The 18,893-nt window shown below is 57.8% G+C and carries 13 protein-coding genes and 1 pseudogene; 11 read left to right on the forward strand and 3 right to left on the reverse strand.

Features of this window, described 5'->3' with window-relative positions; all coding sequences use genetic code 11:
* Positions 1–8: 8 nt before the first annotated feature.
* Both VNZ60_RS18440 and VNZ60_RS18445 read right to left on the reverse strand, forming a co-directional pair.
* A complete protein-coding gene (locus VNZ60_RS18440) occupies positions 9–4,469 on the reverse strand; it encodes a DUF6603 domain-containing protein (protein ID WP_325661698.1) in 4,461 nt (1,486 codons plus the stop codon).
* Positions 4,470–4,658: 189 nt separating this feature from the next.
* A complete protein-coding gene (locus VNZ60_RS18445; protein WP_325661699.1) occupies positions 4,659–5,939 on the reverse strand; it encodes a hypothetical protein in 1,281 nt (426 codons plus the stop codon).
* Positions 5,940–6,571: 632 nt separating this feature from the next.
* Between VNZ60_RS18445 and VNZ60_RS25275 the strand changes: the two are divergent.
* A pseudogene (locus VNZ60_RS25275) lies at positions 6,572–6,883 on the forward strand (hypothetical protein); the annotation flags it as partial.
* Here VNZ60_RS25275 and VNZ60_RS18450 read toward each other — a convergent pair.
* A complete protein-coding gene (locus VNZ60_RS18450; protein WP_325661701.1) occupies positions 6,857–8,440 on the reverse strand; it encodes a winged helix-turn-helix domain-containing tetratricopeptide repeat protein in 1,584 nt (527 codons plus the stop codon). The pseudogene VNZ60_RS25275 and the gene VNZ60_RS18450 sit on opposite strands and share 27 nt — an antisense overlap.
* Positions 8,441–8,872: 432 nt before the next feature.
* On the opposite strand from VNZ60_RS18450, the gene VNZ60_RS18455 reads away from it, so the two are divergent.
* The 10 genes from VNZ60_RS18455 (at position 8,873) to VNZ60_RS18505 (ending at position 18,584) form a co-directional block, all read left to right on the forward strand.
* Positions 8,873–9,628 carry an SDR family oxidoreductase gene (locus tag VNZ60_RS18455; protein ID WP_325661703.1) on the forward strand — a complete coding sequence of 252 codons (756 nt, stop codon included), beginning with the start codon at positions 8,873–8,875 and terminating at the stop codon, positions 9,626–9,628.
* 46 nt (positions 9,629–9,674) lie between these two features.
* On the forward strand, positions 9,675–10,154 hold the full coding sequence (locus VNZ60_RS18460; RefSeq protein ID WP_325661705.1) for a carboxymuconolactone decarboxylase family protein: 480 nt from the start codon (positions 9,675–9,677) through the stop codon (positions 10,152–10,154).
* Positions 10,155–10,262: 108 nt separating this feature from the next.
* On the forward strand, positions 10,263–10,670 hold the full coding sequence (locus tag VNZ60_RS18465; RefSeq protein WP_414648896.1) for a cupin domain-containing protein: 408 nt from the start codon (positions 10,263–10,265) through the stop codon (positions 10,668–10,670).
* Positions 10,671–10,792: 122 nt separating this feature from the next.
* Complete coding sequence (locus VNZ60_RS18470; protein ID WP_325661706.1) at positions 10,793–12,022, forward strand: hypothetical protein; 1,230 nt, start codon at positions 10,793–10,795, stop codon at positions 12,020–12,022.
* Between the two features lie 3 nt (positions 12,023–12,025).
* Positions 12,026–12,814: an Ig-like domain-containing protein gene (locus tag VNZ60_RS18475; RefSeq protein WP_325661708.1), complete on the forward strand. Its 789-nt coding sequence runs from the start codon at positions 12,026–12,028 to the stop codon at positions 12,812–12,814.
* Between the two features lie 54 nt (positions 12,815–12,868).
* Positions 12,869–13,141, forward strand: coding sequence for a hypothetical protein (locus tag VNZ60_RS18480; protein ID WP_325661710.1), 273 nt, complete (start codon positions 12,869–12,871; stop codon positions 13,139–13,141).
* Entirely contained in the window at positions 13,138–14,652 is a 1,515-nt protein-coding gene (locus tag VNZ60_RS18485; protein WP_325661712.1) for an efflux transporter outer membrane subunit, read from the forward strand. Before VNZ60_RS18480 ends, VNZ60_RS18485 begins: the two co-directional genes overlap by 4 nt.
* Positions 14,653–14,708: 56 nt before the next feature.
* On the forward strand, positions 14,709–16,211 hold the full coding sequence (locus tag VNZ60_RS18490; protein ID WP_325661714.1) for an MFS transporter: 1,503 nt from the start codon (positions 14,709–14,711) through the stop codon (positions 16,209–16,211).
* Between the two features lie 6 nt (positions 16,212–16,217).
* Complete coding sequence (locus VNZ60_RS18495) at positions 16,218–17,252, forward strand: HlyD family secretion protein (protein WP_325661716.1); 1,035 nt, start codon at positions 16,218–16,220, stop codon at positions 17,250–17,252.
* Between the two features lie 324 nt (positions 17,253–17,576).
* Positions 17,577–18,584, forward strand: a complete 1,008-nt coding sequence (locus VNZ60_RS18505; protein WP_325661718.1) for a bestrophin family protein — start codon at positions 17,577–17,579, stop codon at positions 18,582–18,584.
* Positions 18,585–18,893: the final 309 nt, after the last annotated feature.

Raw genomic sequence — 18,893 nt, forward strand, 5'->3', positions numbered from 1 at the left:
CGTTTTGCTTACACATTGTTTTCTCCCAGCAGGCTCAAGACCGGTTCCGACAGCAGGGCGGCGTGGGTGGGGTTGGTCATGGAATCCAGGTTGACGGAGGTGGCAATCGCCGCGATGTAGTCATGGATTGCCGGCAGCAGCGCGGCACGATTGGCCACCGCGGCGGCGCTCATGATGGTGTCTTCCACTGTCTTGTCGCCGAAAGCGCTGCCGGCAGGAACATACGCGCTGCTCCAGGAAAAATACTGGGCGTTGATGTCTATCGTGTATTGCAGGTATTCCAGATTGATCGGCAGCGTATGGTCCGGCACCTGGGCAATCGGAATCACCCGGTAGCCGGTGACGACGTTGGCCGTGGTGGCGTCATTCAAAGGATCGCCCAGGATCGGATTGCCGTTGCCGTCGAAATTGAGTTTCTGCCAAAGCGAATTGGGAGCGTTTGAAAAGATTCGCACACATTGCAGCGTCACTTGCACATCGGCCTGGGCGGGATCATTGGTCAGCGTGATGGCGACGTCGAAAGTCGGGATAAAACTGTCGCTGGCGGTACCGGTGGGGCCGACGCCAAAAGCCTCGTTGGGGATAATCGTCTGGCCGTCCTGGTTGACCGGCTGCAGCGCCGATGGAGCCAATTTGACCAACCCTGAAAAACTGGCGTGCGATTCCTTGATCGGGATGGTGGCGTTGACCGTCAGTTCGACCGTCTCCGGGCTGACCACAAAATCCAGAATGCTGGGATCGTCGCTCAGGGTCTTGACCAGGCCGTTGGCCACATTGATATGGATGCCGCTGATATCCTGCGCCACGGCGCCCAGCGGCCGCCGCGTGCGGGCGTCACCGCGGGCCTGGAAGCTGCTGGGGGTCAGTCCGGGCAGCATTTGCGTGACAAATTCGGGCCAGGAAATGGTGGTCTTGGTGCCCTGGTTCGAGGCGCCGAAAGAAATGGTGAAGGAAATGATGTCGAGATCGATGGTGGCGCGGCCGGTGAAATCCGGTCCCCATATTTCGAGACTGGCGCCGACGTGGATGCTGATGGTGATGTGGGTGAAAATCAGGCTGATGCGGAAAGACGCGCCAATATCGACGCTGGCGTCCAGGTAGTAGTGGAACGGCTGGTACACCATCAGGAAATCGGCCTGTACGTTGAACCAGGCCTTGATGCCGCCGCTGCTCCAGCTGGCGGACAAGCCGCCGCCGGCCATCACCGCGGCAGAGGTCACGGCGAAATATTCGTCGCCTTTGACCACCAGGTTATCCGAGACATTCCAGTTGATGCCTAGCCGCGGCACCGTCGGATAGAAACTGGGGACCGTGAAATTCGGATTGTAGCCGCCCATGGTGATGACGAAATTTCCCTCGAGCGGGCCGGAAAACCAGAAGTAATAGGCAAATCCTCCGGTCAGGTGGCAATCTGGCGACAGCACATAGGATTGCGCGGTCAGCTGGCCGCTGATGCCGATAAAGCCTTCTGCCGGCCGGAACGAGGCCAGCAGCTGCATCTCGGCGAAAATGACCGGTTCGGCGGGCGGAATCGCAATGGTGGTGGTGCCCAGCAAATCGATTTCGAATTCCGCGCCGAACTTGACCACCGCTAGCGCAAAGGAATTGGCGAGTTCGAAGGAGGTGAACTTTACCCCCGCCGCCAGCCAGTACTGGCCGACCTGCGGCGCCACCACGCCACCACTGGAAAGCCGCTCCAGCACATCGTTGACCTGGCTGCCGATATCGCCGCCCATGTTCATGCCGGGAGGATTGTTGTCGCCTTGCGCCCATTCCACCAGCGGGAAGGTGGAAATCCCGCTCACCGCCGGCAGCTGCAGATCGCGATTGAAGCCGAAGCCGCCGGCAAGGCCGGTGACAAAGAAACAGGCAGGGCCGCCCAGCGGCGCATTCAACACGGCGTACAGGAACATCGACGGACTACCTTCGACCGAGGTGTAGCCGCACAGGCCGGCAATGCCGAAACTCTCGGCATGGACCATCAGTTCACCGACGAAATTGACCGGGTCTATGCTGCCTCGCAGGCCACCGCTGATCTCGACGCCGCCGCCGGAATAGCTGACGTCGATGCCCTGGATTTCAAAGCTGGGATCAAAATCCGATATGCTGCTGCCGATGCCAAAGCCCAGCAAGCCAACCGTCAGGCCGGCGCCGGTCAGGCTCATATTGACCAGCACATAGATTTTTTCATTCTTGTACTGCACGCCGATCTTTTGGATCGAGACCGGACCGAAGTTCTTTTGCAGATTGAACCAGAGCACGCCATCCGATGACGCTGCGCTGCTGACCGGTGCATTCGGTGGACTGCTGACCAGAATCAGGGCGCGCTCGTCGCTGGGCAGGGCGTCGAGCCTGAGCGCAGCATTTTGCTGGCTCGACTGGCCGGCGCCGAACATGATAGGGATCTGATAAGCGCCGACCGCCACCACCATGGAAAATCCCAGGCCGGCCGGCATGCCTTGCTGGGCGGTGTCTGGAATCGCCGGATAGGATGCCCCCAGCTTGGCGATGATGGCATTGACCTGCGTAGCCAGCGCGTCGTTAAACAAGGCAGAAGCGATCACCACCTGGATCTTGCTGATCTGTACGGTATCCTCCTTGGGCAGGAGGTCGCCGATCAAGGGCAGATTGCTGATCGGAATCGGCTTGTCGATGTTCAGGCCGAAGAAGAACTGCCATTTCTTGTCGCTTGGATTGGTCACCGCGGCAAATACCGCCGAACCATAGGTCTCCGACTGCAGTCCGATCACCAGTTTGCTGTTGCTGTAGTCGTAATAGAAATCCGCTTCTTTCAAGCCCAGGTCGAGATCGCTGGGTATGCTTGGAATCTGGCTGCTGGAGAATCCGAATGCGGTCGCGAGATCTTCGAACTGCAGGTAATCTGCCTTCGTCAGGGCCTGCCACTTGGCGCTCATGACGATGGTAGGATTGCTCGGCGCCTGCGAGCTGCTGTTGCCGAGGTCGAGTTCCAGCACGAAATTCTGCGAGCCGACCAGGAAGCTGCCTCGCAGCACCACGCTGTAGCCGCTCGGCGAATAGTTGGCGACGACGCTAAGGGAGGCTATCAAGCTGGTATTCATGATCGGCAGGGCAATGTTCGCCTGGCCGTAGATCGTGTACGAATAAGCAGATCCTTCCTGGTTGGCGACCACGCCGAAGTTGGAAAAACTGATATCACTCAGAACGCTCGGCAGCAACGCCGTGTTGCCGACGATGCCGCCCACCAGGTCGCTCAGCTTGACCTGGCCCAGGTAGGCGCCGCTAACGGTTGAAATCTGCCAGCCGGCATGCGGAGTGGCGCTAAGTCCCAGGAAAAAATTGAAATCGCCGGTGAAGATGCTGGGGAATATTTTTGCGCTTGCGCTAAGGGATACGATCGTCAGGCTCGACGCGGTTCCCGGCAGGTAGGAGTTCATGTCGAGACAAAGGTTTTCCAGTACCAAGACATTGTTTATCAAATTCAGGCTGTAGCCAGGATTGCTGCCGATGACAAAACCGGTCATGCCGATCCCGCTGTTGCCACCCTGGGTAATGACGAAGGATTGCAGCGTCGCCAGGTTGAAGGCGTCGTTCAGAGCGCTGGGAATATATTGCTGGAACCCGGCGCCGCCCGGCAAGGCCAGTATTTGCGGGATGCCAAAAACGTGGCCAGGAATAGGCTCGGCAAAAAAACTCAAGAGAACGTTGTTGCTGAAAATTTCAACGCCGAAAGTCAAGTTTTCGGTGCTGGCGGAAAAACGCATTGTCAGGTTTTGCAGGCGCGCTTGCGGGGCTGATACATTGATGCCAAGCGCCAGCTTGCCGACTGTCAGCTGGCCTGGAATAATCGTGAAGCTCTGCGCCAGCAGGGGCGAGCCGATATCCATCACGGGGTAGGGCGTGGCGGCGCTGACAGCGATCGGGCCGAAGAACTTGTACTTGTCGGTATTGTTCAAGACTTGCTGCAGCAAGACCAGGGCGCCGCTGAAGATATTCAGCTGCAGCCAGCTCGCCATGTTCAAGCCGGCGACTAGCGCCACGCTTTCAGTGGCCTGGTCCGGCCATGGGAAATAGGCGCTGGCCGGCTGTGTTGCATAGATGGCATGGCTGCCGCTGGCGCTGACCTGATTGAACGGGAATACGGTTAAATGAGGAAAGCTGTCGGCGAATTGCCAGCCTGCGGCAAATTCGACCGCAATCGTGAACTGCAGGGTTTGCGTGGCGTCGACCGTAAACACCACCTTCAGCGCAAGGCCCTGCTGCGCCAGCACATTGGTGGCGCCGGCAGTCAGGACCAGTTGCTGGTCCGACGGATCGGGGATGTCGCCAGCCGTGATCGCATTGATCGTGAAATAGCTTTGCGCGGCAAGATCGAAACCGGATTGCAAGGCGGCGATTTGCGCGGCTGACAGGAAGTCGCTGTTGAAAACAATGCTTTGCTGGTGGTTTGCTTGTCCGCGCAGAACACCTGCCAGTGTATTCAGATCCATGGCAGATCCGCCGTTACCAGGAATAAGGCTGGCAGACGATGCGCCTGTTAGTGTATTCAGATCCATGGCAAATCCACCTATAAAAATGGAGAGACTGTAGACAATCAGCGTGGAGCGTGGATAAGGGCAGCAGTTATAGGGCAGCAGTTATGGGGCAGCAATTAAAGGGCAGCAATTAAAGGGCAGCAATTAAAGGGCAGCCGGCAGCAACAAGCCGATCACCGGCGCACCATTGAACGGATTAAACGGATTAAGCGGGGCAGCGGGATACCAGCCCTGCTTGATCGCTTCCGCCATGAATTGCTCTATGGCGCATGACTGGGTCCGCTGGGCGATGGCTTGGTCGTTATTGAGTGAATTCGGCAGCACCGTTTGCCGGATGTAGGTTTGCAGCGTCACCTGTGCGCCGCCGCCGACAGGCAGAAATGGAATTTCTCCTTCGATGCCGTCAAGCAGTCCCAGCAGGCGATTGCGCCGTCTTGGAATTTCCAATGAGGCGCCACGGTTGGTCCATGGATCATTGGCAGGCTCATATTTCACGATGCTGCAGGCGGTGATGATGCGTTGGTCCAGATGATTGAACTGCAGATAGCTGCTCAGGCTGACATCCTCGTTGGATGCGACAAACAACGGGCTAAAGTTGATATTGGCGGCGCGCAGCTGATCAAGATTCCATAGCACGACTTGCTGTAGCAGGCCGGAGACGGTAGTGCCGAAGGCAGGCGGAACGGCAGCGAAAGTCAGCGTTCCTGGGGCGTAGAGGGTAGCCGCACCGGTATTCACGGTGGCACCGGTGAACCCGATACCCCAGATAGGAGCGCCGCCCCCCAGCGGCATGAAGGCTTCCACCACGTCCAAAGTATTGGGGAAACCGTTGACATTGACGACGTTGTCATCCACCGTCCATGCCTGATGATAGCCCTGGTTTATCATCAACTGCAGCGCAGCGTAACGGCTGGCGCCGAAGCCAACGATATCCAGTGCCGGCGCGGTCGCGGTGAATTTGTAGCCGACCACAGTTACATTGGGAAATGCGCCGCCGCCAACGCGTGCTTCGTAGTAGTCGTACTCTGACCAGTGGACCACAATATATACCGGCCGGCCGGACCGCAGCGGTGCATACCACGGCACTACGTCCGAGTGAAACGAGGTGGCGTCCAGATAACCGGTAAAGGGGCCATGGTTGGCGGCATTTTGCAGTATCGCCTGCATCCAGTTGGCGCGATTGCTGGAGACCACCACCAGCGGCGCCACGGCAATGGCCGGAACCGGTAAATTTCCATAGAAATTAAGGGTGTTCGGCGGATAGGCATTGATGCCTGTCAACAGGCCCTGGCGCGCGGAAAACAATTGCCGGTAATAGGCATGGTCGGGGGGGGCAAGAGCAGGATTGTCAAGCGGCTTATACTTTTGGTTGATCAGGTTTCCGCCGTAGGTGCCGTTGTTTCGGGCATTGAGTACTAAGGGCATGTGTGATCCTAGCCAAAGTGACAGAGTTGTGATCGCTACGGATACGCCGAGGCGCCTGATTTCACGCCAGAGGCTTTTTTTGAGACTGCCTGTCGCGCCTAAAGCAGCTGCTTTGCAGGCGCGACAGATATGCTGCAGGACCGATGTTCTCTATCGCAGTTCGGTACAGATCGTCACGAATGTTAATCCTATATTTACCCAGCTGGCAGCTGTCAATAGTGATAGGTGGCAAGGTTTTTCTGCACGCCTTTGGTGAGCTTGCTGGGTATGAAGCTTACCCAGGTCAACCCCTGCCAATGTCACATTGTTCATGACGGCCCCCGACAGTAAGAAACCCTGCCGGCCTGACCGTTGGCCGGGCCGACTGGCATAGCAAGCATTACCTTCACCAATTTGGTTATCTTTTTGTCCCAAGCCAGGAGCGCGTCGAGAGCAGCTTGAGGGAATTCGCCAGTGACGGTCATTGTCGGCATATTTGGTGTCCCATGAAGAAGTTCGAATTTAGCGTCAATAGATGATTTTGTGGAATTGCTCTTCATTTGCTCAAATTTCAGATCTAAGTCAAAACGGATCGCATAGTCTGTCGAACCTTTTATAGGCGCGGTTTATGGGTGTAAGACCAAGAAGACTATGGTGTGGATTGCGAGATAGAGATCGCTAGCCCGGATGACAAGGCGACCGGATTTATATTCAAAACCCAGATCAAGGGGCAGGAACGGGTCAGCTACATCAATAGCGGAACCCATACCCTTTCGCGAAATTGTCTCCATATTGCTTGCGTGATGTTCCTACTTGGGTGTCGTCCACCTTTTTGCGGATTTCGCCATTTTTATCACGCATACAATTGTCTAATTCTTTCGGGAAGTGCTTGGTCACCCCCCAAAGAATGCCTTCACGATCGGCCTTGCGGCGCTCCTTTATTCCGGCAGCCCCGCTCTGCGTAGACCGTCCACCAATGTGGCGAGATTCTCGGGCCGGCGGATCGGTAGCCAATCTGCAATATTGGAGAGGCGCAACGTGGAGTCGAGCTGGCGCAAATTATCCATCGCACGCTGCGCTTCGGCCATCCGTCCGGCAAGCGCATGGCTCGCCGCGAGGATGGCGACCACCGGCAGAAAACTCGGCAAATCCCGTAACGCTTTCTCTGCCCATGACGACGCAACCTCAAAGTTTCCCATGAAGAGATGTGCGAGCGCCATTCCGGTTTGCATTCTGTACAGTTCCGGGTCGAGGGGACTCAAACGCATGGCGCACGCAAGCTGCTCGATGGCTGTATCGGTTTCGCCGTGCAAGATTCTGAGGAATGCGCCGAGGAACCAGGCTCCTGCGAGGTTCGGATTGAGCACGAGTGCCTTGTCCAGCAATGCAATGCCGCCCGAGAGGTCGCCGGCAAGATGGCCAAGCGCATGGCCGCTTCTGGTGAGGGCCACCGCATCGCTCTTGTCCAACTCCACGGCGCGGCGAGCCAGTCGGACGCCCTCCGCCATTTCCCGTGGGCGATCGGTCATCCAGCGATTGATCTTTCGCATGCAATGACACCATGCCGCCATCGCATAGGCCGACGCAAAATCCGGATCGATCTCCATTGCCTTGTGGAAGAGCGGCAGCGCCTGGTCGATGGTCTCCCTGGTGCCCTGATGCAATTTGGCCATTCCGCGCAGATAGTAATCGTAGGCGTCGAGGTTTTCGGTTGGCTTATGCCTCGCACGTTCGATCTCCGCCCGCTCGAGCTCAGGAGCGATCGCGCCGACCACGCTCGTGGTAATCTGGTCTTGCAGTTCGAAGATGTCTCCAAGCACGCCTTCGAAACGGCCCGCCCAGTGATTTGCCCCGGTTGTCGCATCGATCAGCTGAACCGTGATGCGCACACGATTTTTTGCCTTGCGCCAGCTGCCCTCCAGCACATAGCGAACACCCAGCTCACGGCCGACCTGTTTCACGTCCACTATTCGGGCCTTGTAGGTAAAGCTCGAATTACGCGCGACGACGAACAGCCAGCGATACTGCGATAACGCCGCGATGATGTCTTCTACCACGCCGTCAGCCAGGTAGTCTTGCTCCTGGTCTCCGCTCAAGTTCACGAACGGCAAAACAGCAACGGACGGTTTGGCAGGCAGGGCTGGCGCAGATGCAGAGACTTGATTGGATGCGGCCGACTCGGTGCCAGAAAGTTCAACGCCATCCAATGACTTTACTTTCCTGATATCGGCGACGAACCGGAATCCTTTGCGGGCAACCGTTCGAATCACGCTCTGCTGCTGACCGCTGTCGCCGACCGCCTTGCGCACCGCGTTAATGTGGCTGGCCAAGGTCGACTCCGAGACGATTCGGCCGGCCCATATCGTATTAATCAGGTCGTCCTTGCTGACGACGCGCTCGCGGCTCTCCGCCAGGTAGGCCAGCAGGTCGAAGACTTGAGGCGCGGTTGCAATGACCCGGGACGCCCGCAGGAGTTCCCGCCGGTCCAGGTCGAGTACGCAGTCGTCAAACACTAGTAGCATTCAGGGTTCCTTGCCCCGTGCTCATGCGCCGGGAACGTGACGTGGTCAGAGGGTGTCCGCGATTTTGTGTCATCGGGAAATCGTTTAATGCCGCTGCATATGCTCATTGAACAGGATGGTGAACCGGTTCAGCACGGCCTTCCAGTTCTGAATCGGCATCGCCCGGTATCGCCCTGCATCACTCATATCTTGCCGATGTTGCGCAATCTTAAATAATACAGCTTGAGCATCGTCACGTCATTTGGAAATGCGCCACGGCTCTTGGAAATGATGCGCAGATCAGCCGTAACGACACCGCTTCGTGGACAAATATCCAAGCAAAATTCAATGGAAACCCAAGGTATTGGCAAAGCATTCCGCCCGGCTGGCGCGCAGACTGAATCCATCGATCCCCGCAATGAAGATGATCGACACTAAACCGAGGAGCGAAACATGAAAATAGTCGTTATTGGCGGTAGCGGCCTTATCGGGTCGAACATTGTAAACAGACTACGTCTCAATGGTCATGAGATTGTGGCGGCATCGCCTGGTACGGGCGTGAACACCATCACCGGGAAGGGATTGGCTGAAGCACTTGCGGGTGCTCAGGTCGTCGTCGACGTGGCAAACTCCCCGTCATTTGAGGACCGAGCCGTATTGGAATTCTTCGAAACCTCCGGTCGAAATCTTCTTGCTGCCGAAGCTGACGCCGGCGTGGAGCACCACCTCGCGCTCTCTATCGTTGGCACCGATCGCCTTCCGGAATGCGGTTTCTTTCGGGCAAAAGTCGCCCAGGAAGAGCTGATCAAGGCGTCGAAGATTCCCTACACCATCTTGCGCTCGACGCAGTTCTTCGAGTTCGTCGAAGGCATTGTCAACGCGGGCGCCGACGGCAACACGATTCGCCTGTCGCCCGCCCTTATTCAGCCCATCGCAGCGGATGACGTCGCGGCTGTACTGGCCGATCTCGCGGTCGGGGTTCCGGTGAATGGCATCGTCGAGGTGGCCGGACCTGATTGCTTCCCTCTCGACGAACTTGGGCGCAAGTTTCTTGCCGCGCGCAACGACAAGAGGCAGGTAATCGCCGACGTGCATGCACGCTATTTCGGCAGCGAGTTGAATGATCGATCTCTGGTCGCCGGCGACAACCCGCATATCGGCCCGACCCGTTTCCACAACTGGCTCAGCCGGTCATTGGCGCAAGGATGAGCAAACCAATCATTAATCTACGTTCTTATCACATTGAGGAGCCATCATGACCCAACGCATCGATTACCAGAAGCAATCCCCCGAGCTATTCAAGAAGTTCGTCGAGTTCAGCCTTGCCTTCAAGAATTCCGCGATCGAGGAGTCGGTCCGCGATCTCGTGGATATCAGGGCATCGCAGATCAACGGCTGCGCCTTCTGCGTGGACATGCACGTCAAGGAAGCTGCGATACACGGCGAACGGCCGCTCAGGCTGCATCATGTCGCTATCTGGCGCGAGTCAACGCTGTTCAGTCCGCGTGAACGCGCTGCCTTGGCGTGGACCGAAATCCTGACCCAGATTCCTGCCCAAGGCGTGCCTGATGACGTCTATGAGCATGTTCGCACGCAACTGTCCGAGAAGGAATTGTCCGATCTGACCTTTCTGGTGATGTCGATCAATGCCTGGAATCGCATCAACGTGGGCTTCCGGCTCGTACCCGGCACATACGACAAAGCATTCGGCGTAGACAAGTCCGGCCTGTCCTGACCAGACGTTAGCGCACAGCTAAAGCGGGATGCAAGCGCAACACTATGCGCAGTCTCGCTTGGGATTCCTCATTCCGGCCTGCCGGTAGCCAGCAAACGGAGAAACACCATGCTTGATATTAAGAAACTAATCGCCGTGGCTTGCACCATGGCAGGTGTGATCGCTACTCAGCACGCGACCGCTGCTGGGGATGCTGCAGTTACACCGCTGCTCGAGAAGTCATTCAATAACCTCCCCGGCAAAGAGGGACTCATGCTCCTGGTTGAATACCCGCCGGGCGCCGTCGACCCAGTCCATCGCCACGATGCGCATGGGTTCATCTACGTCTTGGAGGGTTCCGTCGTGATGGGAGTAAAAGGAGGGAAGGAACAGACGCTTACGCCTGGCCAGACGTTCTACGAAGGCCCTGAGGACATCCATACGGTCGGTCGGAATGCGAGCGCCACCATGCCCGCAAAATTTCTTGTTTTCCTTGTAAAAGAAAAGAAAAAGCCAGTATTGATACCGGTGAAGTAAAAGCAGCCGGGCGTCTGGTCACCCGCCGCAACGAAGACGACGAATGTCAGCGCAGTAAGGCAGGGTCAATTAGCCCCGTTTGCCTGGAGTTTGGTTTTTCATCTGTTAAATAGGAGCTGTTCATGCGCATTCCTCTCATTGTCATATCTTGTTTGTTGCTTGCTTCCGCCAGTGCTTCCGCGGCGGACGTGAAATCCATCTCTCGCCTCGCTGCAGGGCCCGACAACATCCTTTTCGTCGCCGACTGGAAAGAGGCGCGTGTCCACGCGATCAAGCTTCCTGCGGCGCCGCAAAAGCCGGCCGGAACGGTATTCAATGTGCTCGACCTCGAGGAACGTCTTTCCAGGCAGGTTGGCGGCGCCAAGGTTACTGTCGAGGATATGGTCGTCCGACCGGGTACGGCGGAGGTGTACGTTGCGGTTAGTTACGGCCGTACGAAAACGCCGGCGCTTATCGTGGTGACCAGCGACAAGAAAGCCCGGCGCGTCGACCTGAAGGCGGCGGCGTCGACATCGATAGCGCTTCGCGACGCACCCACAACGGACTACCAGTTCTGGAGGGAAACGCCCGAGCGCAGTTTCACCGTCACCGACATGAAGTGGCGCGATGGAGAGCTCTTCGTCGCCGGCTTGTCCAACCAGGATTTCGCGTCGACCCTGCGGCGGGTCAAATATCCGTTCGGATCGCAGCAGTCAATTACCTCGGTGGAAATCTACCATACCGGTCACAACCTGATCGAAACCCGGGCGCCAATTCGGGCGATGAGCTTCGCGACTTGGGGCGGCAAGACCTACCTCGTGGCCGCTTATACCTGCACCCCCCTCGTAATCATCCCGCTCGACGACCTGAAGGATGGCGCCCACATCCGCGGCAAGACCGTCGCCGAACTAGGCTACGGCAACACACCCGCCGACATGATCGCGTACACGAAGACCGATCAGGGTAAAGCTGAAGATTTTCTTTTGTTGGTGAATTTTAACCGTGTATCGAACGTCATCCCAGTCTCTCAACTTGAGGCCGCAGGAGCCCGGCCAGGCATCGAGACGATCGTGCCGTACGGGCAGATCGCTGGCCTGGACGTGATGCAGGCCCCGCTTGTTGGTACGCTGCGACTCGACAACCTTGACGATAAGTCATTCGTCTTCGTGCGTAGGCGACTCGAGAAGGACTCACTGGAATTGGTGTCCATGGGAAAAGGCTTAAGCTTCCGGCTGACCGACCACATCTCGGAGTACGCATTCCCGGAACACAGCTTTAAGGACAACGCGTTTCAATTGCAGTACGTCAAGCCACTGCAGGACACATTGCTGAAGGAAGAGGGCTTCCCGGAATTCATCAAGGCATCGGAGTAGTTCATGCATCCCGGTCGATTATTCGCCGCTGCAGCGCTGGCGCTTGTGCTCAGTGGGACTGCTGCCGCGCAACCTGCGCCACACGTGGTGCTGGTTCGGCCGTCGGCTCCCGAAGTTCCGGCGAACCTGCTTCGCATCTCCATCGAGTTTGCGGAGCCGGTCGAAGGCCCGGTGCTGCCCAGGATCGCCTTGGTGCGCGCCGACGGCAGGCCGATCCGGGAACCGTTTCTTCAGCAGGAGCTTTGGTCCCCGAACGGCAGGATTTTGACTGTCATGATGCATCCCGGACGCGTCAAGACCGGCCTGAATGCGCGAGAAGAAATGGGACCGATCCTGGCGCTTGGGGACGAGGTCGCTCTTGCGCTTGATGGACGCCCTATCCAGCGGTGGATCGTTGGGGCCGCGCGTGAGGATGGCCCGGTCCCGTCAGCGTGGAAGCTGTCGCCGATCAGCGTCGCGTCGAAGCAAGCCCTCGTCGTGGCGCTGGATGGACCCATCGATGGCCGGGACGCCGACTACCTGGCAATTGCGGACAGTCGCAACCGCAGGGTCGATGGGCGCGCCCAGCTGAAAGACGGCGAAAGGGTTTGGACGTTCACCCCGAGCGTGCCATGGCGGGCCGGCCAGTACCAGCTGGTCGTCCGTGGCACTTTGGAGGATCCCGCCGGCAATCGTTTGGGCGGCCACTTTGAAACGGCAATGGATAACCCGCCGGGACCTGCGGCTGATGCCGTGATCACCTTTGCTGTGGGTTCGCGCCCGTTTCGCTTGGTACGGTCCTCGATCCGGTAGCGCGGCTCTCTGGCCCGTACCCCGCCATTCATTACACATCGTAAGCACGCAGCCATGAATAACCCCATCAAAATCCTTTTGCAGACCACCATCGTAAGCACCGACAATGACTGGCATATCGGCCGTTTCTCTTTGCTGCGCGATTTCCTGGCAGGCTTGAGCGGCGCCGATTTCGTGAGCGAGACGCCCGGAAACAGTCTGGCGACAACTCCTCACGCACTGCGTTCGGTGCACCGATACGTCAGCAATGTCGCGCTGTGGCTGGCCGGACGACTGAACCCTGCTGCGCCTGTCAATCTCCCCTCCTTCAACAGGATGCTGCAATGACCTCACAACCTGTGCTGTCACAACTACAGCGGTGCGCAAGCGCGACGCTATGCGCAGTCTCGCTGGCTGGCTGTGCGGTTGGCCCCGACTTTGTGAAGCCAGAGAACGGGCTTCGCGAAGTGACGCTGGCGCCCAGGGCGGACTACGCAAACGTCGCCCAGACTTCCGATTCCAACGTTCCCTCCCAGTGGTGGATGTTGTTCAACGACGCGGTATTAGCCGATCTGCAATTACGCGCGCAGGCTGATAACCTCGATCTGCAAATAGCGTCCGAACGCATTGAACAGAGCCGGGCGCAATTGGGTATTGCCTCCTCACAGTTGTTGCCCAGCGTCAGCGCTGGCGCCAGCTACGCGCGCGAGGCGCTCAGCGAACACGGCAAGTTCGCGGCACTGGGAGCGCCGACCAGCCCCAGCGATTTCTGGCAGTTTGGATTCGATGCCAGTTGGGAGATCGATCTGTGGGGCCGTGCGCGACGCGCACGCGAGGGCGCCGCAGCGGCCCTGGAAGCCACGGTGTATGACCGCGAAGCAGCACAGGTGGCCTTGTCCGCCGAAGTGGCTCGAACCTATTTGCAGTTGCGCGGAACGCAGGCGCAATTGGACATCGCCCAGCAGAACCTGACAGTCGCCGAGCGCATCCTCAAGCTGACCGAAAGCCGCGAGCGCAACGGCGTCGCTACTCGCTTCGACACCTCGTCCGCTCGCGCACAGTTGGCGACGATCAAGGCCATGGTTCCCGAACTGATCCAGCATCGCAACGCCCAGATGAATGCACTTGCATTGTTGTTGGGGGAAAAACCGCGCGCACTCGATGTGCAACTGCGTGAAACCATGCCCTTGCCTTCGCTTCCGACCAGCGTGCCGGTCGGCGTCCCCTCTGAATTGGCTCATAGGCGGCCGGATATCCTGCGCGCTGAAGCACAGCTCCATGCCGCCACAGCAGCCATCGGTGTAGCCAAAGCTGATTTCTACCCACGTATCGGCTTGCAAGGGCGAATCGGCGTGGAAGCCTTCGAAATTGGCGATCTGGCTAGTTGGGACTCCCGCTTCTTTTCGGTCGGCCCGACGGTTTACCTTCCTGTCTTCCAGGGTGGTCGGTTGACGCAGCGCCTGGCCCTGAACGAAGCACGGCAAAAATCGGCCGCCCTCGCTTATCGGCAAACGGTATTGCGAGCCTGGCATGAAGTGGACAATGCGTTGGATGCCTGGGCCGCTCAACAGCGCCAGCACGGTGAATTGCTGGTTTCGTATGAGCAGAACAGCCAGGCACTGCATGCTGCCGAGCGAGGCTATCAGGAAGGCGCTGCCGACTATCTGAGCGTACTGACTGCGCAGCGCAACTTGCTTGCCAGCCAAACCAGTCTCAATGCGAGCGCAACCAACGCGACGCTCACCTTGGTCAACCTGTACAAGTCGCTAGGCGGCGGTTGGAACCAGGATGCACTCAAAACCGCGCCGCGAGCTGCCATGGTGTTGCCGGTCGCGTCACGGTCAAAGGGCAGCCAATGAGTAGCGCTGCATTGTCGCCAACAGCGGCGTCCCTGACCACGCCCTCGACACACCCCATGGCTGGACTCGTTGGCATTTTCCTGGCGGCCATGATGGCGGGGTTGAACAATCGTGTTGGCGCGTTGGCGCTGGCAGATGTACGCGGCGTACTCGGTTTTGGCCTCGATGACGCCTCGTGGCTTACCACGGTGTACAGCGCCGGGGAATTCATTGCCATGCCTTTTTCGGCATGGTTTGCCGTTACGCTCTCGGTTCGCCGCTTCGAATTGTGGATGCTTGCTACCTGCACGCTGCTGGCGGTGATCCTGCCCTTCATCCACGATCTGAGCCTGTTGCTGATCTTGCGCTTTCTGCAAGGCATTGCCAGCGGCACGATGATCCCATTGCTGATGATGGCGGCCCTGAAATTCCTGCCGCCGCCCATACGACTGCATGGACTGGCGTTGTATGCGATGACCGCTACCTTCGCACCCAATCTCTCCATCTGGCTGACCGGATACTGGACAGATGGGTTACTCGACTGGCGCTGGGTGTACTGGCAAATCGCTCCCCTCGCCGTCGTCGCCGGATTGTTGGTAGGTTGGGGGCTGGCGCGGGAGCCCATCCAGACCGCACGCTTCCGGCAGGCCAATTGGTCCGGCATGGTCTGCGGTGTACCGGCGCTCGGCTTGATTACCGTCGCACTGGATCAAGGCGTACGGCTGGACTGGTTCCATTCGTCTTTGATCACGCTATCGCTGGTGGCCGGGGTGGCCCTGCTGGCCGTCTATCTGCTGACCGAGTGGTACCACCCGTCGCCGTTCATCAAATTGCAGATGCTGGGACGCCGGAACCTGGGGCTGGGCTTCTCCCTGTTTGTCTTCCTGCTGGTGGTGCTGATGTCCAGCTCGCTACTGCCCGCCAGCTATCTTGGGCCTCTTCAAGACTACCGGCCGCTTCAGATGGCGTCGATCGGTCTGATCGTCGCCTTGCCACAACTGGCCCTGGGGTCTGTGGTGGCATTGCTGCTGTACCAAAAGTGGGTCGATGCGCGCATCGTGTTTGGGGCGGGGCTGTTGCTGATTGCGCTGGCGTGCTTTTCCGGCGCGCAATTGACCTCCGACTGGGACCGCGACCAGTTTATCGTGGCGCAAACGCTGCAAGCCTTTGGCCAGCCGATGGCCGTGGTATCCATGCTGTTCCTATGCACCAGCGTTGTGCAGCCCGACGAAGGACCTTACGTGTCCGGCACCATCAACACGCTGCGCGCCTTCGGGTCACTGCTTGGCGCAGCGGTGGTCGGACAGCTTATAAACGTGCGGAGCCGCTTCCATGCGGAAATGCTGCTGGACCATGCTGCCCAGGTAGGTAATTCCCTCCCGCTTCCGCCGGAACCTTCCCAGCTGATGAGCATCATCGGCCAGCAGTCGCTGGTGCTGTCGGTCGCCGACGCCTATCGCGTGCTGGGCATTCTGGCACTCCTGTTGATTCCTCTCGTGCTGCTGTTGAGCTACATCCCGGCACCCGACTTGCGCGCTGCCTCACCCCCTCCTTCTGTTCCATCTTCCTCACACGGATAACCCATCATGGCATTACCAAAGAAAGCCAAAATCATCAGTGCGGTGCTGCTGCTCGCAGTGGCGATCGGCGGTGTTCTCTATCTCAATCGCGCCGAATCCATCGCATCGACGCAGTCCACAGATGATGCCTACATACAAGCCGACTACACTACGGTAGCGCCGCAGGTATCGGGAACGGTTGACAAGGTATTTATCGAAGACAACCAGCAGATAAAGAGAGGGGAACTGCTCGCTACCATTGACGACCGTGATTTCGTCGTGGCCGTGAACGCGGCAAAGGCCCAGGTTGCCGGTGCCCAGGCCAGCATCGCTAGCCTGGAAGCGCACCTGATTCAACAAAAAAGCGCAATACGCCAAGCACAAGCGGCGGTTGCCGCAGATGACGCTGCGCTCAAGCTGGCCAGAGCAAATCAGACGCGTTATCACAACCTGGCCACCGACGGCTCGGGAACTGTGCAAGCGCTGCAACAGGCTGAAGCGCAGTTGAGCATTCAATTAGCCGGCCGGGAAAAGAACCAAGCGGGTCTACAGGCTGTCCAGCAGCAAGTGGACATTCTGAAAGCTGATCTGGAAAAAGGCCGGGCGGCTCTTGCCCAAGCGCAAGCCGCGCAAGCCGGCGCGGAACTGAAGCTTTCCTATACCCGCATCGCTGCACCGATCGACGGCACGATTGGGCAGAAATCGATACGCATCGGCGCTTTCGTCAATGCCGGGAAACCATTGCTGGCGATTGTTCCGATCGATGCTGTCTATATCACGGCCAACTTCCGGGAGACGCAACTAGCGCGCGTACAGACGGGTCAAGCCGTGGATATCGAGGTGGATGCCTTGCCGGGCGAAGTGCTGAAAGGAACGGTGGAAAGCCTGGGACCAGCCAGCGGAGTCAGCTATTCTGCCGTTGCGCCGCACAATGCCACTGGCAACTTCACGAAGATCGTCCAGCGCTTACCTGTACGTATTCGCATCAATCCCGGTCAGCCTGTGGCGGCGAAGCTGCGAGTAGGTATGTCCGTAACACCGAAGATCCATATCGGTAAATGACTTTATCAAATCGAGCGGTCGCCGTCGTCGCGTGCAATCAAGAAACTGGAAGAAGACCTAGGCGTGACGCTATTCGCACGCACCGCCCGGTTGCAGACACTTCTAAGGGCCTCCGCCCCGAGATGGCATAGATCTGACGACCCACATCACGACTCGAGTCGCCCAACTGCTTGCCCGGGGATCCGCTTTGTTGGCGTATATCGACTATTTCGACCTAGTCGCTGCGCCCGGACTTGTGGAATTGCTGGTGACATTGATCTAACTGGTGTTCCGATAAAATAGGCCCTCGACCCTGCGTCCTATCAAGTCACTGTGAGATGCGCCATGCACCTGGGAAAATCGTACACAATATTTGAATTTATGTTCTGGTCGAGACGGCTACTCTATGCCGCCCTCGTCTGCGGTTCGGTGCCCGTTGTCCTCTATCAATTCCTCGGGCTGAAATGGCTATCGATCCCGGTCTCGGTTGTGGTGCTTCTTGGCACGGCCACATCATTTATCGTGGGTTTCAGGAACGTACAGACTTACGGCAGGGCCTTGGAGGCTCAGCAGATCTGGACTGAAATTCTGAATAGCAGCCGAAGTCTGGGTGTAATGAGTCGGGATTTTCCGGCAGAACGGGCGTGCGGCCGAGAACTGATTCTCCGGCATTGCGCGTGGCTGACAGCACTGCGCTACCAACTGAGGACGCCAACGATTTGGGAAAACGTAGGCAAGGCATCTAACGTAGAGTACCGGAAATACTACCGTGTTCCAGAGTGGGAAACTCCATTGAACGAGGCACTTGCGCGCTACCTGTCACAGGCCGAGCTCGACTCGCTTACGCAAGCCGTGAGCAAGCCAAGTCGGTTGCTGGGAACGCAAGCAGAAATGATCAAGCGCTTCCTTGATACCGGCGAGATCAGCAATGCCTTCTATATGGAGTTAGTCGGAACGATCAGATGCTTCTTCGCGCTGCAAGGACGGGCGGAGCGTATCAAGGATCATCCATATCCCAGGCAATATGAGGTCATCAATAAGCTCTTTGTTCGTACCTTTTGTCTGCTGCTGCCTTTTGGCATTCTTACGGAGTTCGAAAAGCTCAATGCCAGCGTTTTAGGCTTCATGCATGGTAATCTGATCTGGCTGGTCATTCCATTCAGTGCGATGATCTCGTGGATGTACCTCGCGCTGGAGCAGGTAGGCGAAAGCACGGAGAACCCGTTCGAGGGAAATCCCAATGACGTACCCATGGCACAGATTTGCCGGAAGATCGAACGCGAACTTATGGACATGTTTGGCGAAAAGAGCGATGTCTCCGAGCCAACGGCAGAACACGGAATTATCCTCTAAACCGTTTCAAAACTACCGCTTTCCCGCCTCAGCGCAGTCGTCGCTCCCGTTAGGGGCGTAACGGTAGTGTTGCCTAGTACAGGATGACTATTCCCAATCTCGCCGGATGTAGACGCATTAGAATTCCGCTGCAGGGAAAAGCAGATCACATGGAGCGTGTGGAATTGCGCCCCATTTTTGCAATGTACGCTGACCCATGGTTTCACTTGAGGCACCGAGTGCCGCGCGTATTTTCAGCCACCTTGCTGGATCATCGCCAGCCACAAAAGTTGGCCAATCCAGTACGCAAATCTACAGACGTGAAGGTTA

Origin of the sequence: Collimonas sp., from assembly GCF_035566375.1 — a bacterium.
Classification (GTDB): Bacteria; Pseudomonadota; Gammaproteobacteria; order Burkholderiales; family Burkholderiaceae_D; genus Collimonas.

Excerpts from the sequence above, each read along its gene's own strand:
- VNZ60_RS18475 (WP_325661708.1), top strand. The coding sequence starts at position 12,026 with ATGCATCCCGGTCGATTATTCGCCGCTGCAGCGCTGGCGCTTGTGCTC.
- VNZ60_RS18460 (WP_325661705.1), top strand. The coding sequence starts at position 9,675 with ATGACCCAACGCATCGATTACCAGAAGCAATCCCCCGAGCTATTCAAG.
- VNZ60_RS18495 (WP_325661716.1), top strand. The coding sequence starts at position 16,218 with ATGGCATTACCAAAGAAAGCCAAAATCATCAGTGCGGTGCTGCTGCTC.
- VNZ60_RS18470 (WP_325661706.1), top strand. The coding sequence starts at position 10,793 with ATGCGCATTCCTCTCATTGTCATATCTTGTTTGTTGCTTGCTTCCGCC.
- VNZ60_RS18485 (WP_325661712.1), top strand. The coding sequence starts at position 13,138 with ATGACCTCACAACCTGTGCTGTCACAACTACAGCGGTGCGCAAGCGCG.
- VNZ60_RS18445 (WP_325661699.1), bottom strand. The coding sequence starts at position 5,939 with ATGCCCTTAGTACTCAATGCCCGAAACAACGGCACCTACGGCGGAAAC.
- VNZ60_RS18440 (WP_325661698.1), bottom strand. The coding sequence starts at position 4,469 with ATGGATCTGAATACACTGGCAGGTGTTCTGCGCGGACAAGCAAACCAC.
- VNZ60_RS18490 (WP_325661714.1), top strand. The coding sequence starts at position 14,709 with ATGGCTGGACTCGTTGGCATTTTCCTGGCGGCCATGATGGCGGGGTTG.
- VNZ60_RS18455 (WP_325661703.1), top strand. The coding sequence starts at position 8,873 with ATGAAAATAGTCGTTATTGGCGGTAGCGGCCTTATCGGGTCGAACATT.
- VNZ60_RS18505 (WP_325661718.1), top strand. The coding sequence starts at position 17,577 with ATGCACCTGGGAAAATCGTACACAATATTTGAATTTATGTTCTGGTCG.
- VNZ60_RS18480 (WP_325661710.1), top strand. The coding sequence starts at position 12,869 with ATGAATAACCCCATCAAAATCCTTTTGCAGACCACCATCGTAAGCACC.
- VNZ60_RS18465 (WP_414648896.1), top strand. The coding sequence starts at position 10,263 with ATGCTTGATATTAAGAAACTAATCGCCGTGGCTTGCACCATGGCAGGT.
- VNZ60_RS18450 (WP_325661701.1), bottom strand. The coding sequence starts at position 8,440 with ATGCTACTAGTGTTTGACGACTGCGTACTCGACCTGGACCGGCGGGAA.